17 protein-coding genes are annotated in these 19,313 nt (G+C 58.6%); 12 read left to right on the top strand and 5 right to left on the bottom strand.

The window, feature by feature from the left end; all coding sequences use genetic code 11:
• The first annotated feature begins 37 nt into the window (after positions 1–37).
• From RBB82_RS12490 to RBB82_RS12480, 3 genes are all read left to right on the top strand, one after another.
• Positions 38–442 (top strand): DUF3224 domain-containing protein, encoded by a 405-nt coding sequence (locus RBB82_RS12490; protein WP_433970833.1) that lies wholly within the window; start codon positions 38–40, stop codon positions 440–442.
• 96 nt (positions 443–538) lie between these two features.
• Entirely contained in the window at positions 539–964 is a 426-nt protein-coding gene (locus tag RBB82_RS12485) for a cupin domain-containing protein (protein WP_433970832.1), read from the top strand.
• Between the two features lie 51 nt (positions 965–1,015).
• Positions 1,016–2,776 (top strand): DUF885 domain-containing protein, encoded by a 1,761-nt coding sequence (locus RBB82_RS12480; RefSeq protein WP_433970830.1) that lies wholly within the window; start codon positions 1,016–1,018, stop codon positions 2,774–2,776.
• A gap of 29 nt (positions 2,777–2,805) precedes the next feature.
• On the opposite strand, the gene RBB82_RS12475 is transcribed toward RBB82_RS12480, so the two are convergent.
• Positions 2,806–3,252 carry a MarR family winged helix-turn-helix transcriptional regulator gene (locus tag RBB82_RS12475; RefSeq protein ID WP_433970828.1) on the bottom strand — a complete coding sequence of 149 codons (447 nt, stop codon included), beginning with the start codon at positions 3,250–3,252 and terminating at the stop codon, positions 2,806–2,808.
• 228 nt (positions 3,253–3,480) lie between these two features.
• Here RBB82_RS12475 and RBB82_RS12470 point away from each other — a divergent pair, with 228 nt between their 5' ends.
• The 4 genes from RBB82_RS12470 to RBB82_RS12455 all read left to right on the top strand — a co-directional run bounded on the left by RBB82_RS12470 (position 3,481) and on the right by RBB82_RS12455 (position 8,555).
• The gene (locus RBB82_RS12470; protein ID WP_433970826.1) at positions 3,481–5,943 is read left to right on the top strand and encodes an ADOP family duplicated permease; all 2,463 of its coding nucleotides are present in this window, start codon (positions 3,481–3,483) and stop codon (positions 5,941–5,943) included.
• Between the two features lie 92 nt (positions 5,944–6,035).
• Positions 6,036–7,361, top strand: coding sequence for an APC family permease (locus RBB82_RS12465; protein WP_433970824.1), 1,326 nt, complete (start codon positions 6,036–6,038; stop codon positions 7,359–7,361).
• A 15-nt stretch (positions 7,362–7,376) separates the two neighbouring features.
• Positions 7,377–7,946, top strand: a complete 570-nt coding sequence (locus RBB82_RS12460) for a carboxymuconolactone decarboxylase family protein (RefSeq protein WP_433970822.1) — start codon at positions 7,377–7,379, stop codon at positions 7,944–7,946.
• A gap of 54 nt (positions 7,947–8,000) precedes the next feature.
• A complete protein-coding gene (locus RBB82_RS12455; protein WP_433970821.1) occupies positions 8,001–8,555 on the top strand; it encodes a carboxymuconolactone decarboxylase family protein in 555 nt (184 codons plus the stop codon).
• Positions 8,556–8,597: 42 nt separating this feature from the next.
• On the opposite strand, the gene RBB82_RS12450 is transcribed toward RBB82_RS12455, so the two are convergent.
• The 3 genes from RBB82_RS12450 to RBB82_RS12440 are packed head-to-tail and all read right to left on the bottom strand — an operon-like array spanning position 8,598 to position 10,108.
• Entirely contained in the window at positions 8,598–9,092 is a 495-nt protein-coding gene (locus tag RBB82_RS12450) for a hypothetical protein (RefSeq protein ID WP_433970820.1), read from the bottom strand.
• Positions 9,093–9,098: 6 nt separating this feature from the next.
• Positions 9,099–9,653, bottom strand: a complete 555-nt coding sequence (locus tag RBB82_RS12445) for a DinB family protein (protein WP_433970818.1) — start codon at positions 9,651–9,653, stop codon at positions 9,099–9,101.
• Positions 9,647–10,108, bottom strand: a complete 462-nt coding sequence (locus tag RBB82_RS12440) for a YraN family protein (protein ID WP_433970817.1) — start codon at positions 10,106–10,108, stop codon at positions 9,647–9,649. Before RBB82_RS12440 ends, RBB82_RS12445 begins: the two co-directional genes overlap by 7 nt.
• A 382-nt stretch (positions 10,109–10,490) precedes the next feature.
• On the opposite strand from RBB82_RS12440, the gene RBB82_RS12435 reads away from it, so the two are divergent.
• The 5 genes from RBB82_RS12435 (at position 10,491) to RBB82_RS12415 (ending at position 17,678) form a co-directional block, all read left to right on the top strand.
• Positions 10,491–11,162, top strand: a complete 672-nt coding sequence (locus RBB82_RS12435; protein ID WP_433970815.1) for an epimerase — start codon at positions 10,491–10,493, stop codon at positions 11,160–11,162.
• A 333-nt stretch (positions 11,163–11,495) separates the two neighbouring features.
• The gene (locus tag RBB82_RS12430) at positions 11,496–12,509 is read left to right on the top strand and encodes a carboxypeptidase-like regulatory domain-containing protein (RefSeq protein WP_433970813.1); all 1,014 of its coding nucleotides are present in this window, start codon (positions 11,496–11,498) and stop codon (positions 12,507–12,509) included.
• A gap of 133 nt (positions 12,510–12,642) precedes the next feature.
• Positions 12,643–14,328 carry a CTP synthase gene (locus RBB82_RS12425; protein ID WP_433970812.1) on the top strand — a complete coding sequence of 562 codons (1,686 nt, stop codon included), beginning with the start codon at positions 12,643–12,645 and terminating at the stop codon, positions 14,326–14,328.
• A gap of 127 nt (positions 14,329–14,455) precedes the next feature.
• Positions 14,456–15,286: an FkbM family methyltransferase gene (locus RBB82_RS12420; protein WP_433970810.1), complete on the top strand. Its 831-nt coding sequence runs from the start codon at positions 14,456–14,458 to the stop codon at positions 15,284–15,286.
• A gap of 118 nt (positions 15,287–15,404) precedes the next feature.
• Positions 15,405–17,678, top strand: coding sequence for an alpha/beta fold hydrolase (locus RBB82_RS12415; protein WP_433970809.1), 2,274 nt, complete (start codon positions 15,405–15,407; stop codon positions 17,676–17,678).
• Positions 17,679–17,707: 29 nt separating this feature from the next.
• On the opposite strand, the gene RBB82_RS12410 is transcribed toward RBB82_RS12415, so the two are convergent.
• Positions 17,708–19,063: a GDSL-type esterase/lipase family protein gene (locus RBB82_RS12410; protein WP_433970808.1), complete on the bottom strand. Its 1,356-nt coding sequence runs from the start codon at positions 19,061–19,063 to the stop codon at positions 17,708–17,710.
• Positions 19,064–19,313 lie beyond the last annotated feature (250 nt).

The following is a 19,313-nucleotide window of genomic DNA, read 5'->3' as shown; positions in this document are numbered from 1 at the left end:
TCTAACAGTCAAGTCGCGATCTTTGAAGGGATCAAATATGCCGACCACCGCCAACGGAGCCTTTGAAGTAAAGACGCTCCCGCAGCCCTCTGACCCCGCTGCCGGAGGCGACGCCCTCGGCCGCCTCCTCCTCGACAAGCAGTTCCACGGCGACCTCGAAGCCACCAGCAAAGGCACCATGCTCGCCGCTGGAACCGCCGTCCAGGGCTCTGCCGGCTACGTCGCCCTTGAGATCGTTACCGGCACCCTTCACGGTCGCACCGGTACCTTCGTCCTCCAGCACACCGGAACCATGACGCGCGGCACTCCTCAGCTCAGCGTCACCATCGTCCCTGACTCCGGCACCGACCAGCTCATCAACCTCTCCGGAAAAATGTCCATCGACCGCGCTGATGGCAAACACACTTACACCCTCGAATACACTCTCCCCGAACCGCAGTAACCAGCCCCTTGCACATCAAATCTTTTCACAGAAACTTATCCTGGCGTTTGACGTCTTATCTAACATCGTAGGTCTTAACTGCGATGGGAGAGCGTCATGCACCATCCCATAAAAATCGGCAGAATCTCTGTCACCTTTCTCAAAAGCCGGCACGAAACCAGCGGCGCCTTCGATCTCTTTGAGCTCATCGTCCCTCCCGACGTCTTCCTCAACGTTCCCCACCTGCATCGCGACTACGACGAAACCATCCTCGGCATGAACGGCATCGCCACCTGGACCATCAACGGCAAGCAGATCCAGGTCCACCCCGGCCAGCAGATCGGCATCCCTCGCGGCACCGTGCACTCCTACTCCAATCTGCACAACGACACTGCCCGCATGATGTGCCTCCTCACTCCCGGCCTCGTCGGCCCCGAGTACTTTCGCGAGCTAGCCGCCGCCATTCAGCCCGACGGCCCTCCCGATATCGCCGAAATAAGCACCGTTATGGCGCGGTACGGCGTCATCCCCATCACCACCTAACCCAGCCACCCACGAATCACGGCTCCTGCCGTAAACTCATTGCAAATGTCAATGAGCCGCTCTCTCCCCGCCACCCTCCTCCTCGCCCCCTGCATGCTGGCATCCGCCGCCGCACAGCACCTCTCCGCCGACGGTGGCGTCCAGACCTTCAACTACCTCGCCGACCAGTACTTCTCGGACGTTTACTTCCACTTCAGCCCCACCAACGGCACCGCCAACGGCCTGCATCAGTACGACACTCAGCTCGAGGACTATTCCGCCGCCAACATCCAAAAGCAAATCGCCGCCCTCCACACCTACGAGAAGAAGGTCGAAGGCATCGACCCTTCCGCCCTCGACGCCTCTGTAGCCGGCGACCGCTCCATCCTCCTCAACAGCATCCGCAGCACTCTCCTGTCCCTCGAAGTCATTCGCCCCTGGGAGAAAAATCCCGACAGCTACTCCACCGGCATCACCGCCTCCGCCTTCGTCATCATGGAGCGTCCCTACGCCCCCGCCGACACCCGCCTCAAATCCCTGGTCGAGCGCGAAAAGCAGATGCCGCAAGCCCTTCTCGAAGCCCGCAAAAATCTAAAGAACCCACCCCACATCTACACCGAAATAGCCCTCGAACAGATCGACGGTGATATCAGCTTCTTCCAGACCGACGTCCCCTCGGCCTTCACCGAAGCCACCGACGCCGACACCAAAGCCGCCTTCGCAAAATCGAACGCCGTCGTCATCGAAGCCCTCAAATCCTACGAGGCCTGGCTCAAATCCGATCTCCTCCCCCGCTCCAACGGCGACTACAAATTCGGCGCCGACACCTTCGCCAAAAAACTCGCCTACGACGAGATGGTGGACATCCCCCTCGATCACCTCCTCGAAATCGCCTACGCCGACCTGCACAAAAATCAAGCCGAGTTCGCCCGCGTAGCCAAAGAAGTCGATCCCACCAAGACCCCGCAGCAAGTGCTCGCCGAGCTAGCCACCATCCACCCCGCACCCGACAAGCTCCTCAGCACCTTCAACGACACCTTCTCCAGCCTCATCGACTTCATCAACACCCACCACATCATCACCATCCCTTCCAAGGTCGAACCCACCCTCGAAGAGACTCCACCCTTCGAGCGCGCCACCACCTCTGCCTCCATGGACCCTCCCGGCCCCTTCGAGACTCACTCCACCAAGGCCTACTTCAACGTCACTCTGCCTGAGAAAACCTGGACCCCCGAGCACATCGCCGAACACATGTCCGAGTTCAACGTCGGCACCATCATCTCCACTAGCGTCCACGAGGCCTACCCCGGCCACTACGTCCAGTTCCTTTGGACCCCGCAGTTCCCCTCCACCATCCGCAAGGTGCTCGGAGCCAACACCAACATCGAAGGCTGGGCCCACTACACCGAGCAGATGATGCTTGACCAGGGCTACGGCCAACCCGGCGCCGGAGCCCAGAACGAGCGCGAAGCCAAGCTCATCCGCCTCGGCCAGATCCAGGACGCCCTCCTCCGCGACGCCCGCTTCGTCAACTCCATCAAGCTCCACACCGGCCAGTTCACCTTCGACCAGGCCGTCGAATTCTTCGTCACCGACGGCTACCAATCTCACTCCGTCGGCCTCGTCGAAACCAAGCGCGGCACCGCCGACGCCACCTATCTCTACTACACGCTAGGCAAGCTCGAAATCATGAAGCTCCGCGCCGACATGATGAAGAAACAAGGCGCAGCCTTCAACCTCCAGACCTTCCACGACGACTTCATGCGCCAGGGCTTCGCCCCCATTAAAATCGTCCGCAAAGCCATGCTCCACGACGACTCCCCTGTTCTATAAGCGTTCAAAGGTACGAGATCACATAGTGATCACGACAGCTCACGCAGGCTGCTCCTAAGGCGATCAGGATCGACATCCGTGAGTAGCGCTTCGACATCGCGGTGGGCCTGCTCCCAGATCGGTGTGGCGAAAACCAGCAGAGTTCTGCCCTCAGGGGTCAGGCTCAGGCGGCGGCCGCGCCGGTCAGCGGGATCTTTCGCGACGGTGACCAGTCCGCGCCGCTCGAGCGGTTTGAGCGCGGCAGTGAGGGTGGTGCGATCCATGGCGAGGAGAGTTGCGACCGAGGCCATGCCTGGCGGTTCAGGGCGGTTCAGCGACATCAGGAGGGAAAACTGGCCGTTGGTCAGACCAACAGGTCTTAGTGCATCGTCGAAACGACGAGCCAAAGCGCGCGCCGCTCGCTGCACATGAAGACAGAGGCAACAGTCGCGAACGCCGAGGGTAGTTTCAAACGGAACTGAGGTTTCCCTTGACATCGACTCAACTATGTTGATATCAACGTAGATTGTCAAGCCTACCAGAGTTGTACCAAGGCCAAGACGGGGGGACAGCGAACGCCAAGAGGATGGAAGAGCCCCAGGAGGTGTTCGCGATGACTGCACTGACTGATGGGAAAACTAAAATCTTTTGGCGATTTGTCGAACTCCGTTTCCCCCGATCGTCGTTACAGTGAAGGCAGACTCACCGGCCGATGGAGGACAGCTATGTCGTTCTTTCATGATTTGAAGATTGCGGTGCGATCGCTATGGCGCGTTCGTGCACTATGGATTACCGTCGCGCTGACACTGGCTCTCGGTATCGGCGCCAACGCCGCCCTCTTTAGCGTGATACGCGCTGTGTTGCTGCGTCCGCTCGCGAACCGGGACGAAGATCGCCTGCTCTACCTGCGACAGAGCGCTCCCGGTCTGGGCGTCATGAACACAACGTTCTCAGTACCTGAGATTGATGACTTCGGCAAAGGGCTGAAGACAATCACGGATCTGGGGACATTTTCCTCCATCGACTTCACCATCGTCGGGCTCGGCACGCCACGCGAGATTCCCGCGGGCGTGGTTGACGGCCATTACTTCGAAGTGATGGGGCTGCGCCCGGTGCTGGGGCGGCTGTTGACGTCCTCCGACGATGGACCCAATGCGGCGGGCGCAATCGTCTTGACGTATCGATTCTGGAACGCGGCGCTGCACTCAGATCCAGGCGTGATTGGAAAGTCGGTGCGGCTGGAGAGCATCGCCGGGGCGCGTCAGGCGACGATTGTGGGGGTTCTGGAACCGTCGGTGCCGTATCCAGTAGCAACAGAGATTATCTCTAACGTTGTGACCAGCCCACACCATCTGTCTGCCACGATGGTTGCCGGCCGTGAACACCGGATGACGGAGGTCTTCGCACGTCTTGCACCGGGATCCACTCTCGAGGCCGCACGATCGGAGCTGAGCACGCGGCACGCGGCGATACTGGCTGCGCATCCGGAGGTCTATAAGTCAACCGACCACTACAGGATCGATGTGACGCGGATGCACGACCAGATCAACTCGCGCGCCAACACGGTCTTGTGGGTGCTGTTTGCCGCCTCGGGGCTGCTGTTTGTAATCGCATGCTCGAATGTGGCCAATCTGGTCCTCGCACGAACCGTTCGCCGCGAGTCGGAGCTGGCCGTGCGCTCGGCTCTGGGAGCGAATGCCGCAGCTTTGCGGCGTTCACTGCTCGCGGAGAGTCTGGTCCTGTGTGGAAGCGGTGTGATCGCAGCGCTGATTCTCGCGTGGCCAATGGTGGCAGTCCTCGGGCGCTATGCAGCACGCTTCTCGGTGCGGGCTGAGGGGCTGAAGCTTGACTTCAGTCTGGTATGGTTTGGCGTTGCGCTGGCGCTGACCGCAGCGGTGTTCCTGGCGCTGATTCCGCGACTGCCATCGGGCAGCGCGCCGTTGGCCTCGGCACTCACCATCGGCGGAACAAGAATGACAGGTAGCAGCAACAGGCGGCTGCGCATCTTCGCCATCATGCAGATCACGGCCTCGTTCCTGTTGCTCACCGGAGCGGCCGTCCTCATGCGAACCCTGTATGTGCTCGAGAAGACGCAGCCACCCTTCGACACCGCGCGCGTGCTGGCCGTGAATCTGCCCGTAATGTCGTATGGACGGACACCAGAGCAGGTCCAGGATTTCTACCACGAGGTGCAGCGCAAGGTAAGCGCTCTGCCTGGAGTAGCTCATGTGTCGACAGGCTTCAGCGTTCCGTGGCGCGACGATCAGGGACTGGATATCAGCTTCGCCTTTGCAGCTCAGGGAGCGATGCGAAAGAACGCGCTCGACGATTGGCGCGCTAAATTCCGGTCGGTATCGCCTGGCTACTTCGAAACCCTCGGCCTGCCGATTCTGGAGGGACGCGATTTCAGGGACTCGGACAAAAACGGCTCAGAACGCGTCGTGATCGTGAGCCAGAGCCTCGCACAGACGCTATTTCCCGGCCAGGATGCAGTGAACCGCGATCTGCGTTGGACCGACGGCGTGATGAAGTTTATCGGCATCAGCCTGGAGCCGCGGCGGATCATTGGTGTAGTGCCCGATCTGGATGATGCGAACATCATTCCGTCGCCGGCCATGACGGTGTACCAGCCAACCGATCAGGAGGGATGGCAGGGCCGGCTCTTCGTGCGCTCGGAGCAGGATCCATACACTCTAGCTCCTGCCATTACGCGCACAATTCGCGAGATCTCTGCGGAACAGCCCGTGGAGCGGCCAAGTACCCTCAAGGACATTCGTGCGGAGGTACTGACGCCGGACCGGTTGAACGCAGTTGTGTTCGGAGGATTCGCCGCGGTGGCCCTCCTGATCTCCGTGGTAGGTGTAGCTGGTGTGCTTGCGTTTTCTGTGAGCGGGCGCACGCGCGAGTTCGGGATTCGGATGGCACTCGGCGCACAGCCGCGGAACATTCTGAACGATGTACTGTTGCAGGGCCTGACGATTGCCGGGATCGGTGTGGGCGCGGGCGTGGTCTTCGGCATTGTCTTCGCGCGCGGCGTCAGCAGGTACGTGGCAGACGCGCATCTGCCTGGAGTGCTGACCTTTGTCGCGTCGGCCTTCGTCATTCTGGCCGCAGCGGTGATCGCCTCGGCCGTACCCGCAGCGCGCGCAGCACGGGTGAATGCAGTGGAAGCACTCCGTTCGGAGTAAGTAGCGGGAACGAATACAGCATAGCTCGTTCTTCAATCTCAACCTTTTGATGGATGCAGATCTGCATACGCGCCAAGTACGATGGTGCCTCCATGGAACAGCACAGACAGATGGGGCTGGCGGGAACGATCGCCGTCGTAACGGGCGAATCGATCGCGCTCGGTATCTTCCTCACTCCGGCTGCCATGGCAAAGTCGCTCGGGTCACCCGCGCTTCTCGCCGCTGTCTGGTGCGGCATGGGCCTGATCACGATGTGTGGCGCACTCTGTTACTCAGAACTGGCCGTCCGTTTTCCCCACTCAGGTGGCGAATATGTCTACCTGCGCGAAGGATATGGCGGCCGCGTAGCATTCCTATATGGCTGGATGTCCGCTGCAGTACTGGATCCTGGTCTCGCTGCGGCTCTGGCGATGGGCACCGCTCCCTACATCTTCTCGCTTCTGGGAATCTCTCAACAGATTCGACTCTGGGTTCCGGCGCTTATTCTGATGGGACTGGCGATCATCAACTACATAGGAACGCGAGTAAGTCGGCAGGCGATGGCCACTGCGAATCTACTCAAGATCTGCGTTCTGTTCTGCCTCGTGGCCTGGGCGTGGATCTCCGGTCATTCGACTATCGCCAACATCCTGCCTTTAGTACACCGACACGCAGGATCAGAACCGATCTTCGCCGCTGTCGCTGGAGCCACAGTCAGCGCATTCTTCAGCTTTGGAGGGTGGTGGGAGGCGGGCAAAATAGCAGGCGAAGTCCGTAATCCCCGCCGAAATCTGCCACTCGCCTTCACCTTAGGAGTGCTGATTGTGACAGCAGTCTATCTCCTGGTCAGCTTCGCATTTCTATCGGTCGTCCCGCTTGACCGCATCGTCTCCAACACTGCATTCGTGGCACAGTTCGGCGAAGCGCTCTTCGGCAGTATCGGCGGACGAGTGCTCTCCGGCTGCGTCGTACTCTCAGTGCTGGGAGGCATGATGGCCCTCACAATGGCCGCTCCTCGCGTCTACTACGCGATGGCACGAGACGGTGCGTTCTTCTCCGTCTTCGGACGCCTCCACCCGCGATTCGGCACCCCGGCCAATGCAGTCCTTCTACAAACGGGACTTGCCCTCATCATTCTGTGCTTTGGGGCGTTCGACCGTATTCTCTCCTTCATCATCTTCTCGGCAATATGTTTCCTGGCGCTCTCTGCTGCCTCACTCTTTCGATTGAGAGAGCCCGTCCAACGATGGTGGTATCCCGCCGCTCCGATACTTTTTCTCCTAGGATGCGGAGTCATCAATCTCCTTATCCTCGCGCACGATCCAATCCCGGCACTCATCGGTTTGGCCGCAGTTCTTTGTGGCGATCCTATCCGCCGCTTCCTTTTCTCTCACCGACAGGCCGCTCCGGCGACCATCTCCGAAACCACCCTCTCTTGAAAGGATCAATACCCAATGGCCCACATTAAACTACCCGAAGGTCTACCCGGCATCCGTGGCGCAATGGCTTTCCGTCCCGAAACAGCTAAGCCCCTCAATGAGCTCGTCGAAGTTCTTCTCCGTGCACCGAACTCACTGACTCCCGGGGAGCGGGAGCTGATTGCAACCTACGTCTCATCCGAAAACGACTGTTACTACTGTCAGACGATTCACGGTGCTATCGCAGCGGCGAGCCTCGGCGGCGACGAAGCCCTCGTCAAGCATGTAAAGCACGACTTTCACAACGCGGAAATCTCCAAAAAGCTAAAGACCTTACTTGTCATCGCAGGACAAGTACAAAAGGGAGGCAAGCACGTAACGGCAGACTCAGTATCCAAAGCGCGCGAAGCAGGCGCAACAGATATGGAGATCCACGACACGGTTCTGATTGCCGCCGCATTCTGCATGTACAACCGCTACGTCGACGGGCTCGACACTCTGCAGCCAAGAGACGACGCCTGGTATCGAGAGCGCGGCAAGCAGGTCGCTAGCAGAGGTTACGTAGATGTAAGCAAAGAGTATCTCGCCGCGGCAGCCGCGCGCTAAAACCGGTCCGAGGTCTCTTCACCATCAACTCACAACCCAGAGGAGTACAAGGCAATGCCACACATATCTCTACCCGAAGGTCTTCCCGGCATCAGCAGCGGATTTGCTTTTCGTCCCGAGACGGCCAAACCGATGCGGGAGCTGGCACATATTCTGCTACACGGTCCCAATACATTGAGCCCTGCAGAGCGCGAATTAATTGCGACCTACGTCTCAAGCCAGAATGACTGCTTCTTCTGCCAAACAAGTCATGGTGCAGCCGCTGCAGCGCACTTGGGCAACCAGGCAGACACAGTAAATCAGGTGAAACATAATTTCCTGCAGGCCGATATCTCTCCGAAATTAAAAGCGCTTCTCGTCATCGCCGGCCAAGTGCAAAAGGGAGGCAAGCATGTCTCGCCCGAAAGTGTGCAAAACGCAAAGCAGCTCGGTGCGACCGACATCGAGATCCACGACACAGTCCTGATCGCCGCTGCATTCTGCATGTACAACCGCTATGTCGACGGTCTTGCAACGTGGCAGCCAAGTGATCCCGCAATGTATGCCAGCATGGGAGAGCATTTAGCTACACACGGTTACCTGACTTCATCACAAAACAATAAACAGTAACTCGGCCACACTAACCCGCATATGCTCCAGGCGGCTGACAGCTTAGTCGTACTGAAGCATATGCGGAGCCGGTTCCGTCAAAGTCCCGTCCTTGCGTTCGTACCACATAAAAAGCTTGTGGTCGCCATTCACCCGCACCGCGACGATGACCCCGCTCCCAAACGCTCCCGTCCCATCCGTCTTTGAAATATCGACATGATGCGACCGAATCGGTGCGCCTACCGGGCTTGCGCTCGTCCAGTCCTCCGTAAACCGCTTCAACGGATAGTCCGCGTGCTTCTCAGGATGTTGCGCCCACTCCGGATCGTTCGTATAAATCGCAAACGCTTTTTCGTAATCCTGAGCCTCAAGCGCGCTGAAGAAGTTACTGACCTTATGCTCAATCGGCAGGTTGGAGAAGAACCATCCATGCCCCAACAAAAATCCGCCGACACCCGTCACCACCAGCAGCGCCAATAGAACTCCGGCAGCAATTAATACATTACGGTTCCGTGTCTCGCGGCGATTGTCATACTCCGGTGCGTTCAGCAGCGTCATTGTTCCTTATCCTCGTCGATCAAGTGTATTAGACACCTGCACCACCAATTTTGGATGCCGCCCGACCACCGACGGCCCCATCCATCCCTGCATCGCCCGCAGATGATGCTGCATGTGAGCAACGTAATCCTCAATCAAAAATCCTAGCGTCACAGCATCGCCTTCAACAACACCCACACTCCCCAGACTCGCCTTATCGATATGCGCGATCGCCCACGCCACATGCTCATTCAACGCGAACCACAGCGCCAACACCTGCGCCCATTCACGCTCCGCATAGTGCTGTAGCCCTACCCACTCCATCTGCTCATAGCCCGAGAGCTTCGGCTCCGCCTCAATCTGCATCCGAACAATCCTCGCCAGATTGTTCACAGCCGAGTCAGTCAGATGCCCCATCACCTGCTTCCCACTCCACTTACCCGGGCGTTCCGGCACACTCGCCTCAGCCTCCGAGATCGTCAACAGCCACGGCATCGCATCCCTCAGCACCGCCGCCAGTCTCTCGCTCAACTCAGCAGAGTTCAGGTCCGCCAAATCCGACTCCTGAGCATACTTCACCATCCAAAAGCTCCCCGATATACGTCGAACTCAACTCCCGATCGCAGCAAGTATACCGACACCACATCGAACCGCACCGGCACACCCTCCCTCAGCTTCTCCGGAAATCCCCGCAGATAAGCTCGCGCCATCTTCCGCAGCATCTCACGCTTATCCCGATCCACCGCCGACTCCGCCGGCATCGCATCCCGCCCACTCCGCGTCTTCACCTCGACAAAGCACAACGTCGGCCCATCCCATCCCACCAGGTCGATATCGCCCAGCAACTTGGCACTCGTCCATCGTCTCGCCACAACGGTATAGCCGATCTTTCGCAGATGAAACAATGCCTCCCGTTCACCGCGCTCGCCCGTCGTCAAATGCAGCGGTCCAACAGAGCGACGGCTCAGCGAGTCCATCCTCCGCATCGCCCACACCTGAAGATCAATCCAACCTCTGCCCACAGCCGTATCTGTCATATATGGTTCACCCATCATCTCAGGGATGATATGTCTGCTCTGGCTGCCATCGCCAAACGCATCATCCCCTTCGCACCAAATTGGGCTCCTAAAATCAGAGGTGACACGCATGCCGAACGGGTTCAGAACCTCGTCCCTCATACTCTCTGGTCGATCGCCCTCACATTCCAAAGAAGACCGCCAACGGAACCGGAGACGAGATCCTGACAGATGGACAGATGGCAGTCGTTGAATTAGGCGCAACCAACCCCAACATCCGCAATCCAGCCACACCCGTTCTGCAATCTCACCAAACTCCCTCCGAATAGACCTGTAGCATGGACCTATCGCTTCATCAGCGGCGATAGCTCCGTGCACGTTACATTCGAACAAGGGGTAGCAGATGAACGTAGTTCTCTTCGGAGCAACCGGAATGGTCGGCCAGAGCGCCTTGCGCGAGTGCCTGCTCGATCCCGACGTAAATAACGTCATCTCCGTCGTCCGCACCGCAACCACACCAACCAACCCCAAACTTCGAGAGCTCGTTCTACCCGATTTCACCAACTACTCCGCGGTCGAGTCCGAACTCACCGGCCTGGACGCCTGCTTCTTCTGTCTTGGCGTCGCATCGTCCGGCATGTCCGAGGCCGATTACACTCGCATCACCCACGACTTCACCCTCGCCGCCGCCACAACGTTAGCGAAGCTCAACCCCTCCATGACATTCGTCTATGTCTCCGGCTCCGGAACCGACAGCACCGAGAGCGGCCGCATCATGTGGGCTCGAGTAAAAGGCAGAACCGAAAACGACATCCTCAAACTCCCCTTCAAAGCCGCCTACATGTTCCGTATCGGATTCATCCAGCCTCTCCACGGAATCGTCTCAAAGACAAAGTCGTACCGAATCTTCTACCAGGTCCTGACGCCGATCCTCCCCCTCTTGCGCAGCCTCTTCCCGCGTCAAATTCTCACGACCGAGCAAGTCGGCCGCGCCATGCTCCTGATCGCAAAAAACGGTTTCCCCAAATCAGTACTCGAATCCAAAGACATCAGCAGCCTCTTCGTCCACTCTTGAAGCAAGATCGCCAACATCGCGTCTAACTCTGTGATCATTCGCAAAGAGATACGGTCGGGTGATTGTGCAATCCCCGGCTATCGGGCAAAGATGAAACAGTTCAACTAACTCGGCTGCTCATCCGTCAATCTTTTGAACCGGCCGAAAATAAAATGGAATACAGCTGATATGCAACGATTGCGCAACCCGGGCCCGTTCATCTTGACCATCGTGCTAAGCGCAATGCTTAGCACGAACATACACGCGCAATCGCATACTGAAACGACCGCACCCCCGGCCAGCAAGTCAGCCACCGATGTAACAACAGAAGAATCCACACGACAAGTGGCAGCGATGAAGTTTCTCGATGACGAACTGCCAGATGCCCCCGGCCTGCAGACGGTCAGCCCACAAACCGCAAACCAACAATCTGCCACCGTCAGCGGCACAGTGCTGGACGCCAACGGAGCACAAATTGAGAATGCTCTGGTAACGCTGGAACTAGCCGACTCTAAGGCTCAGCGAACGGTAACGACTGACAGCACCGGTTTTTACAAATTCACGGATGTCACTTCTGGAACATTCAAGCTCAAAATAATGTCAAAAGGATTCGCCACCTGGGTCTCAAGCGACACTGCGCTCCTGCCCGGCCAGACCTATGAAGTCCCCGACGTCACCATGCAAATCGAGTCGGCCAAGACAGACGTAGAAGTGACCTTCACGCAACATGACATTGCAGAAGAGCAGATCCTGCTGGAGGAAAAGCAGCGCGTCTTCGGCGTCATTCCAAACTTCTACGTCACCTACACATGGAATGCCGCTCCTCTCTCCGCCGGCCAGAAGTTCCGCCTCGCCACCCGCGCATCCATTGACCCCGTCACCATTGGCATCTCCGCAGTCATCGCAGGAGTCGAGCAAGCGGATGATGCCTTCGACGGATATGGACAAGGCGCACAAGGTTATGCAAAACGCTTCGGTGCCTCTTACAGCGACGCTGTCATAGGCACCTTCATCGGCGGCGCAATCCTCCCCTCCATCTTCCATCAGGACCCGCGCTACTTCTACAAGGGCACAGGTACCATCACCTCTCGCGCCCTGTATGCCATCTCCACCGTCGTCATCTGCAAAGGCGACAACGGGAAGTGGCAACCCAACTACTCCAACGTCCTGGGCAACCTCGCCGCCGCCGGAATCTCAAACATCTACTATCCCGCCTCGGACAGAAACGGTGCTGGCCTCACTATCGGAAACGCACTCATCGGTACCGCTGGCGGAGCGATCGGAAGTCTCTTCCAGGAGTTCCTCATCAAGAAAATCTCCCGCGGCATCCCACCTCCCGCCGTACCCTCGTCCGCCACCCGCCCCTAAAACCGCACGCTGTCGTCTCTGTTACCCGGAAGATTCCGCAAAAGTCAACCCATTGCTTCCGGGCCCCGACCCTGCGATACTTAACCGTGCCCATCCTGCACAAATTTCAAATACATCTAAAGAGGTCGCGGACATGTCTGCAAAGTACATCTTCGTAACTGGCGGAGTCGTGTCTTCGCTCGGCAAGGGTCTCGCCGCAGCCTCTATCGGCTGCCTGCTCGAGGCCCGCGGCATCAAGGTCAACCTCATGAAGTTTGACCCCTACCTCAACGTCGACCCCGGCACCATGTCGCCCTTCCAGCACGGAGAGGTCTTCGTCACCGACGACGGCGCCGAAACCGACCTCGACCTCGGCCACTACGAGCGCTTCACCCACGCCAAGCTCACCCGCGACAACAATCTCACCACCGGCCGCATCTACGAGCAGATCATCACCAAAGAGCGTCGCGGCGACTACCTCGGCAAGACCGTCCAGGTCATCCCCCACGTCACCAACGAGATCAAAAACGCCATGCGCAAGGTCGCCGCGGACTGCGAAGTCGCCATCGTCGAAATCGGCGGCACCGTAGGCGACATCGAGTCACTCCCCTTCCTCGAAGCCATCCGCCAGATGCGTCAGGATCTCGGCCGTGAGAACACCTGCTTCGTCCACGTCACCCTCATCCCTTGGATCGCCGCCGCACAGGAGCTGAAAACCAAGCCCACTCAGCACTCCGTCAAAGAGATGCTCTCCATCGGTATCCAGCCCGACATCCTCCTCTGCCGCTCCGACCGCGCCGTACCCCGCGAGATGCGCAACAAGATCGCACTCTTCTGCAACGTCGAAGAGCCAGCCGTCATCGCTGCCCGCGACGTAGCCAGCATCTACGAGGTCCCCCTCACCTTCGCCGCCGAGGGCGTAGACGCCCTGGCCCTCAAGTACCTTCGCATCGAAGCCAAGCCCGCCGATCTCTCCAAGTGGCAGGACATCGTCCGCCGCGCCTACAACCCCAAAGACGAGGTCTCCATCGCCATCGTCGGCAAATACGTCGAGTACGAAGACTCCTACAAGTCCCTTAAGGAAGCTCTCGTCCACGGCGCCCTAGCCCACAACCTCAAACTTCGCGTCACCTGGATCGAAGCCGAAGGCCTCGAAACAAAAGACGCCGAAGGCCGCCCCACCCTCGACTATCGCCATCAATTAGCCGACTTCGACGGCATCCTCGTCCCCGGTGGCTTCGGCAAGCGCGGCATCGAGGGCATGCTCAACGCCATCCGCTACGCCCGCGAAGAGGCCGTCCCCTACTTCGGCATCTGTCTCGGCATGCAGACCGCCTGCATCGAGTACGCCCGCAACGTCTGCGGCCTCAAGGACGCCAACTCTGGCGAGTTCGACCCCGCCACCCCCTACCGCATCATCTACAAACTCCGCGAGCTCACTGGCGTCGAAGAGATGGGTGGAACCATGCGCCTCGGTGCCTGGGACTGTGTCATGGAACCCGACTCACTCGCCGCACACGCCTACGGCAAAACCGAGATCAGCGAACGTCACCGTCACCGCTACGAGTTTAACCGCGAGTACGAAGCCATCCTCACCGGCGGCGGCCTCCGCCTCACCGGCACCACGCCCGACGCCACCTACGTCGAAATAGTCGAGATCCCGACGCACCCCTTCTTCCTCGGCTGCCAGTTCCACCCGGAGTTCAAATCCAAGCCGCTCGAGCCGCACCCACTCTTCCGCGACTTCATCGCCGCAAGCTATCGAAACAGGCAGCAAACCAGTTACGCCGCGAACGCCTCCGGCGAAGATAATTCGACCTCGCGTGCCAGCTCACTATAAGCAAAAAACGAGTAACCTGTTCGTACACATAGATGGAATAACACGGAAGTGTCTTTGCCGTAGCTTTCAAAAATTGAAACAATTCTGCCGAGTAGCAACCTGCAACTAAGCTAAATGGAGCTTGTCGATGCTAAACGTTGCCTTTATTCGGTCCGTTGGTTCTTTTAAGTGGTTCAGCCGTTACTCCCGCCTGCAGTTTCGCAAACGCTTGCTCAAAGTTGACTCCCGCCTGCGCCTGCCTACCGGCACTTGGATGGTCATCCCAAGGCACAGCGCAAGTGCGGCCGAAGCCTATGTCACCAACGGAGACATCGATTGGGGGTCCGAGTCTCTCCTGACCCGCTTCGCCCACGCCAACCAGGATTTTCTCGACATCGGCGCCCACATCGGCTACTACTCGGCCTATCTTTCAAGCCACGTTCGCCGCGTTTATGCCTTTGAACCCGATCCAAGAAACCTTCCCAGCCTCCGCAACAACGCTTCTCTTGCAGGCAACGTTGAGGTAATAGATATTGCCGTCTCTTCCAAGGACGGCACCGCCACTCTTCATCAGGGAGGTGGCGCAGAGACCAGCAGTCTCGTCCCCAACCAGGCTTTACCCTCCTCGATGTCAGTCAAAGTCGCTACCGTAGATACCTTCGTCGCCGAGCGGCCAGAGATCGATGTCTCGGTTGTAAAAATTGACGCCGAGGAGAACGACATTGAGATTCTGCGCGGCATGCAAAATCTCGTCGTCCGCGATCAACCGCTTATTCTGACGGAGTGTGGCTACACCGGCCAATCAAGACAGCTCTGCGCCGATTGGAACTACAGAATCTTCGGTTACACTCGGGACCGCTCCACCATGAAGGTTGCCTTTCGAGAGTTCACCTCGTCGGATGAGGAGAGCCTCTGGTACAAGATGCTGTTTCTCGTCCCTTCGCATCTGTGTCCGACATTCTCACAACTGGTCTCCTGAAGACTCTCCGCCTCACAGCGTGTGAACCACGGCCCAATCGATCAAGCCCAATATCGACCGCCCAATAAGCGCTGGATGCTTTCGCGGCATCGCACCTCCTTGTAGACTTGTGCAACCTATGTCCAGCCCCATGCAAGCTGCCGCTCTCCTTCTCTGCCTTTCAACAACCGCCGCCATCGCCCAAACCGCAACCGCGAACGATTCCGGCATCCGCACCATCGCCGACGCCAACAAAAATCTCACCGGCACCCCTCCCCACGGAACGGAATGGAGCCCCGACGGCAAGCTCCTCACCTACATCGCCTCCGAAGACGACACGACCGGCAAAACCGGCGACATCGTGCAGATCGACGCCGCCACTAACCACGCCAGCGTCCTCGCCACCGCCGAGCAGCTCAGCAAACTCACCTCCGCCGACGTCAACGAAAAAGACGCAGACCACCGCGCCCGCTACGGCATGTCCGCCTACATCTGGGCCGCCGACTCCAAACATCTTCTCCTCGACAACGGCGGCCGTCTCTGGCTCTACGACATCGCCGCCGGCACCGGCACTCTCATCGTCGACACCCACGAAGGCTCCGGCGACGATCCCAAGTTCTCTCCCGACGCGAAATCGGTCTCCTACCTCCACAACCACAACCTATACGTCCACCCTGTCGCCGCAGGCAAAGAGACGCCCCTCACTCACGACACCGTCGACACCCTCCTCAACGGTGAGGTCGATTGGGTCTACCTCGAAGAGCTTGACGTTCGCAGCAACTACTTCTGGTCACCCGACTCCAAATCCATCGCCTACCTCCAGATGGACGAAGCCAAAGTTCCCCAGTACCCCATCACCGACTGGATCCCAACCCACGCCACCATCGACAACCAGCGCTACCCGCAGCCCGGCGACCCCAACCCCGCCGTCCGCGTCGGCATCGTCCCCACCAAAGGCGGCAAGACGAAGTTCATCGAAGTCCCCTTCAGCCCCAGCAACGACTACATCCCCCGCTTCGGCTGGGTCGACCCCTCCACCGTCTACATTGAAGTCCTCACTCGCGACCAGCAGCACCTCAACCTCTACTTCGCCGACGCCCACTCCGGCAAAACCCGCCTCGTCTACACCGACACCGACACCAAATATCTCGACTTCAGCACTGACCTCAACATCCTCCCCCACGGCCGCTTCGTCATCATGAGCTGGCGCGACGGACACTCTCACCTCTACCTCTACAGCTTCAACGAACACCATCCCCTCGACGCCGACGCCACCCTCACCCGTCAGCTCACCACTGGTGACTTCGAAGTCGAATCCATCGACAGCATCGACGAAAAATCCGACACCGTCTTCTACTCCTCCAACGAAACCTCCCCTCTCGAAGACAATCTCTGGTCCATCAAGCTCGACGGCACCTCCAAAGAGCAGCTCACCGTCGGTCGCGGCACCCACGGCACCCGCACCTCTCCCGACGGCACCCACTTCAACGACTACTACAGCGACGCCACCACCCCACCCGTCATCAGCCTCTGCACCGTCGGCAAAACCTGCACGCCCTATTGGAAGTCGAAACCAACCGTGAAAGCCAGCGGCGTCACCAGCGCCATCGTCTCCGTCATCGCCGCCGACGGCAAGACCAAGCTCTACGGTCGCCTCACCACTCCATCCACCACCGCCAAGGCCTCTGTTCCTCTCATCCTGAATCCCTACGACGGCCCAACGCCCGAGAGCAGCATCCGCAACTCATGGGGCGGTGAGGCCTTCAATGAGCTCCTCGCCCAGCACGGCTTCGCAGTCCTCGACGTCGACGCTCGCGGAAGCGGCGGACGCGGACGTGACTTCCAGCAAGCCGCCTACCGCAACTTTGGCCCTGTCCAATTCTCCGACCAGATGGCCGCCCTCGACCAGGTCCTCGCCCAATATCCGCAGCTCGACCCCAAGCGCATTGGCTGGTGGGGATGGAGCTGGGGCGGCACCTTCACCCTCTACGCCATGACCCACACCGACCGCATCCGCGCCGGCGTCGCCGTAGCCCCCGTCACCGACTGGCGCAACTACGACTCCATCTACACCGAGCGCTACCTCGGCATCCCCCCGGCGAAGCCTGAAGCAAACACCGCAAAGCCCAATGCAAGTGACGCGAAGCCTGATGCAAACGACGTCTACACCATCGACTCACCCATCACCAACGCCGCCAAACTAAAGGGCCGTCTCCTCATCGCACAAGGCACCGGCGACGACAACGTCCACATGGCAAACACCATCCAGTTCATCCAGCCCCTCATCGACGCTGGCATCCCCTACGACCTGCAGCTCTTCCCGCGCAAGACGCACTCCATCGCAGGTCAGTCAGCCCGCGACGAACTCTTTGCCCGCATCCTCTGGCACTTCGAAACCTACCTCAAACCCTGACACACCAGGCGCGCCGCACCTGCAAGTTTCTAGTTGCTTGCAGGTGCGAGTAGCAGATTCAACGGGATTGCGCTGGACTGCACCCCATACCCAACGCCGTTCGGATGAAAGTTGTCGCCCGAGTTTAAATTCGGAATCATAAAGTCGGGGTGCGCCGGATCGGCCAGCACCTTGTCGAAGTCCGCAACGCCGACAACACCTGGCAAATTCACAGCAGTCGAGCGAATCCAGGCGTTCACAAGGTTACGCGTCACCATCCCTCCATTGGTCGGTGGATCTCCCTCGCCCCCATAAGGATCAGCTGCTGTTGGAATCGGCCCGAAGCTAGGTGATGCTGGATTCGGACAATAGACCGACGGCGGCAGCGTGGCCATCACGACCCGCACGTTTGCTTCCGCCGCCATTGCAATCAGCTGAGTCAGCGACTTCTCTATATCCGGAGCTAACTTGCATTCGGGCGCCCGTACATCAATCGATCCAAGATAGATCACCACGGCTTTCACATTCGTCTGCTGCAAAACGTCCCGATTCATCCGATCGATGCCGTCCTGAGTACCCAACGCAGGTGTATCAACAATGGTAGGTCCAGCCGCATCATTCAGCACTCCAGCATTCAGCACACCTAATTGATAGCCCGCCGCCTGCAACTGCCGTGCCAGCCAGTCCGAAGGTCGATCGTTATCCTGACCTGAAACCACAGTGTTCGCCGTCGGATACGAGTTCGTATCTCCGTAATTTGAGTTGTGTCCATCAATCGACGAGCTGCCAAACAGAACAACCGTGCCCTGATACGCCCCAAGCACATCCATTCCGCTCAGCAGGTACCACTCAGTGACCGGTTTGCTGAACGACGTTCCCGCTGTATCGGTTGTTGTGTCCCCTGCGTTTACCGGTGTCTCATAGTTCGTCGTCACCTGCGAGTCGTGTTGTGTCAGGGGAGCGAAGGTTCCCTTCACATACATGGAAACGGCAAGCCGCTGTCCGAAGCTATAAGTCAGCCGCACCGGATCCGACATAATGATCGCCCCAGCCGGAATCGTTACCGACGAGGATCCGCCAAACGTCACAGCCACATCATGACCTGAATCGACAACTGCCGTACCCTCGGGGCTGATCGCCAGACGTGCGGCGCCAATCGTAACCGGACTCGTCCCAAAGAAGTTCGAGAAATGAAGCCGCTCCTCCGTTCCCGCAAGCGTCGGATAAAACAGCATTCGAAAACTCTGCTCACTTCCCCCCGGATTTTCAACTGACTGGAGAGCATTTTCCGGTGAGTTGCCCCAGGCCGCCGCCCATACTGCAGAAGCTGGTTGCGGACCAGCCGCGATCGTCGAACTCGCTGGTGCGGTGTTGCTCTGCGACGTGCAGCCCCCGATCCATGCCATAAAACAAAACAAGAAAGACAGCAGTAGAGACCGAAACGTCAAATATTTCTTCATCATTAATTCATAGACAGCGTCTCAAAATTAAAGTTTCACCGTCCGTCATTGCTCAGACCTCTCAGATGTAAAAATACTGTCCGCCACGCAGAAGATACGTAGCGGCCTGGCATATCGCGATCAACGTCGCTACATCGCATACGCACGAAATGATCGACCCATCACTATCGCAGTCCATCCTGCCGCTCATCGGTAG

This window comes from Tunturiibacter lichenicola, assembly GCF_051013355.1.
Taxonomy (GTDB): Bacteria; Acidobacteriota; Terriglobia; order Terriglobales; family Acidobacteriaceae; genus Edaphobacter; species Edaphobacter lichenicola_F.
Note: the sequence above shows the minus strand (reverse complement) of the source record. Positions and strands in the feature narration are given on the sequence as shown.

What these genes read in the sequence shown, in the direction of transcription:
- RBB82_RS12490 (WP_433970833.1), top strand. Translation starts at nt 38, where the DNA reads ATGCCGACCACCGCCAACGGAGCCTTTGAAGTAAAGACGCTCCCGCAG.
- RBB82_RS12445 (WP_433970818.1), bottom strand. Translation starts at nt 9,653, where the DNA reads ATGGTGAAGTATGCTCAGGAGTCGGATTTGGCGGACCTGAACTCTGCT.
- RBB82_RS12455 (WP_433970821.1), top strand. Translation starts at nt 8,001, where the DNA reads ATGCCACACATATCTCTACCCGAAGGTCTTCCCGGCATCAGCAGCGGA.
- RBB82_RS12430 (WP_433970813.1), top strand. Translation starts at nt 11,496, where the DNA reads ATGAAGTTTCTCGATGACGAACTGCCAGATGCCCCCGGCCTGCAGACG.
- RBB82_RS12475 (WP_433970828.1), bottom strand. Translation starts at nt 3,252, where the DNA reads ATGTCAAGGGAAACCTCAGTTCCGTTTGAAACTACCCTCGGCGTTCGC.
- RBB82_RS12415 (WP_433970809.1), top strand. Translation starts at nt 15,405, where the DNA reads ATGTCCAGCCCCATGCAAGCTGCCGCTCTCCTTCTCTGCCTTTCAACA.
- RBB82_RS12420 (WP_433970810.1), top strand. Translation starts at nt 14,456, where the DNA reads ATGCTAAACGTTGCCTTTATTCGGTCCGTTGGTTCTTTTAAGTGGTTC.
- RBB82_RS12480 (WP_433970830.1), top strand. Translation starts at nt 1,016, where the DNA reads ATGAGCCGCTCTCTCCCCGCCACCCTCCTCCTCGCCCCCTGCATGCTG.
- RBB82_RS12425 (WP_433970812.1), top strand. Translation starts at nt 12,643, where the DNA reads ATGTCTGCAAAGTACATCTTCGTAACTGGCGGAGTCGTGTCTTCGCTC.
- RBB82_RS12465 (WP_433970824.1), top strand. Translation starts at nt 6,036, where the DNA reads ATGGAACAGCACAGACAGATGGGGCTGGCGGGAACGATCGCCGTCGTA.
- RBB82_RS12460 (WP_433970822.1), top strand. Translation starts at nt 7,377, where the DNA reads ATGGCCCACATTAAACTACCCGAAGGTCTACCCGGCATCCGTGGCGCA.
- RBB82_RS12485 (WP_433970832.1), top strand. Translation starts at nt 539, where the DNA reads ATGCACCATCCCATAAAAATCGGCAGAATCTCTGTCACCTTTCTCAAA.
- RBB82_RS12435 (WP_433970815.1), top strand. Translation starts at nt 10,491, where the DNA reads ATGAACGTAGTTCTCTTCGGAGCAACCGGAATGGTCGGCCAGAGCGCC.
- RBB82_RS12470 (WP_433970826.1), top strand. Translation starts at nt 3,481, where the DNA reads ATGTCGTTCTTTCATGATTTGAAGATTGCGGTGCGATCGCTATGGCGC.
- RBB82_RS12450 (WP_433970820.1), bottom strand. Translation starts at nt 9,092, where the DNA reads ATGACGCTGCTGAACGCACCGGAGTATGACAATCGCCGCGAGACACGG.
- RBB82_RS12410 (WP_433970808.1), bottom strand. Translation starts at nt 19,063, where the DNA reads ATGGCATGGATCGGGGGCTGCACGTCGCAGAGCAACACCGCACCAGCG.
- RBB82_RS12440 (WP_433970817.1), bottom strand. Translation starts at nt 10,108, where the DNA reads ATGACAGATACGGCTGTGGGCAGAGGTTGGATTGATCTTCAGGTGTGG.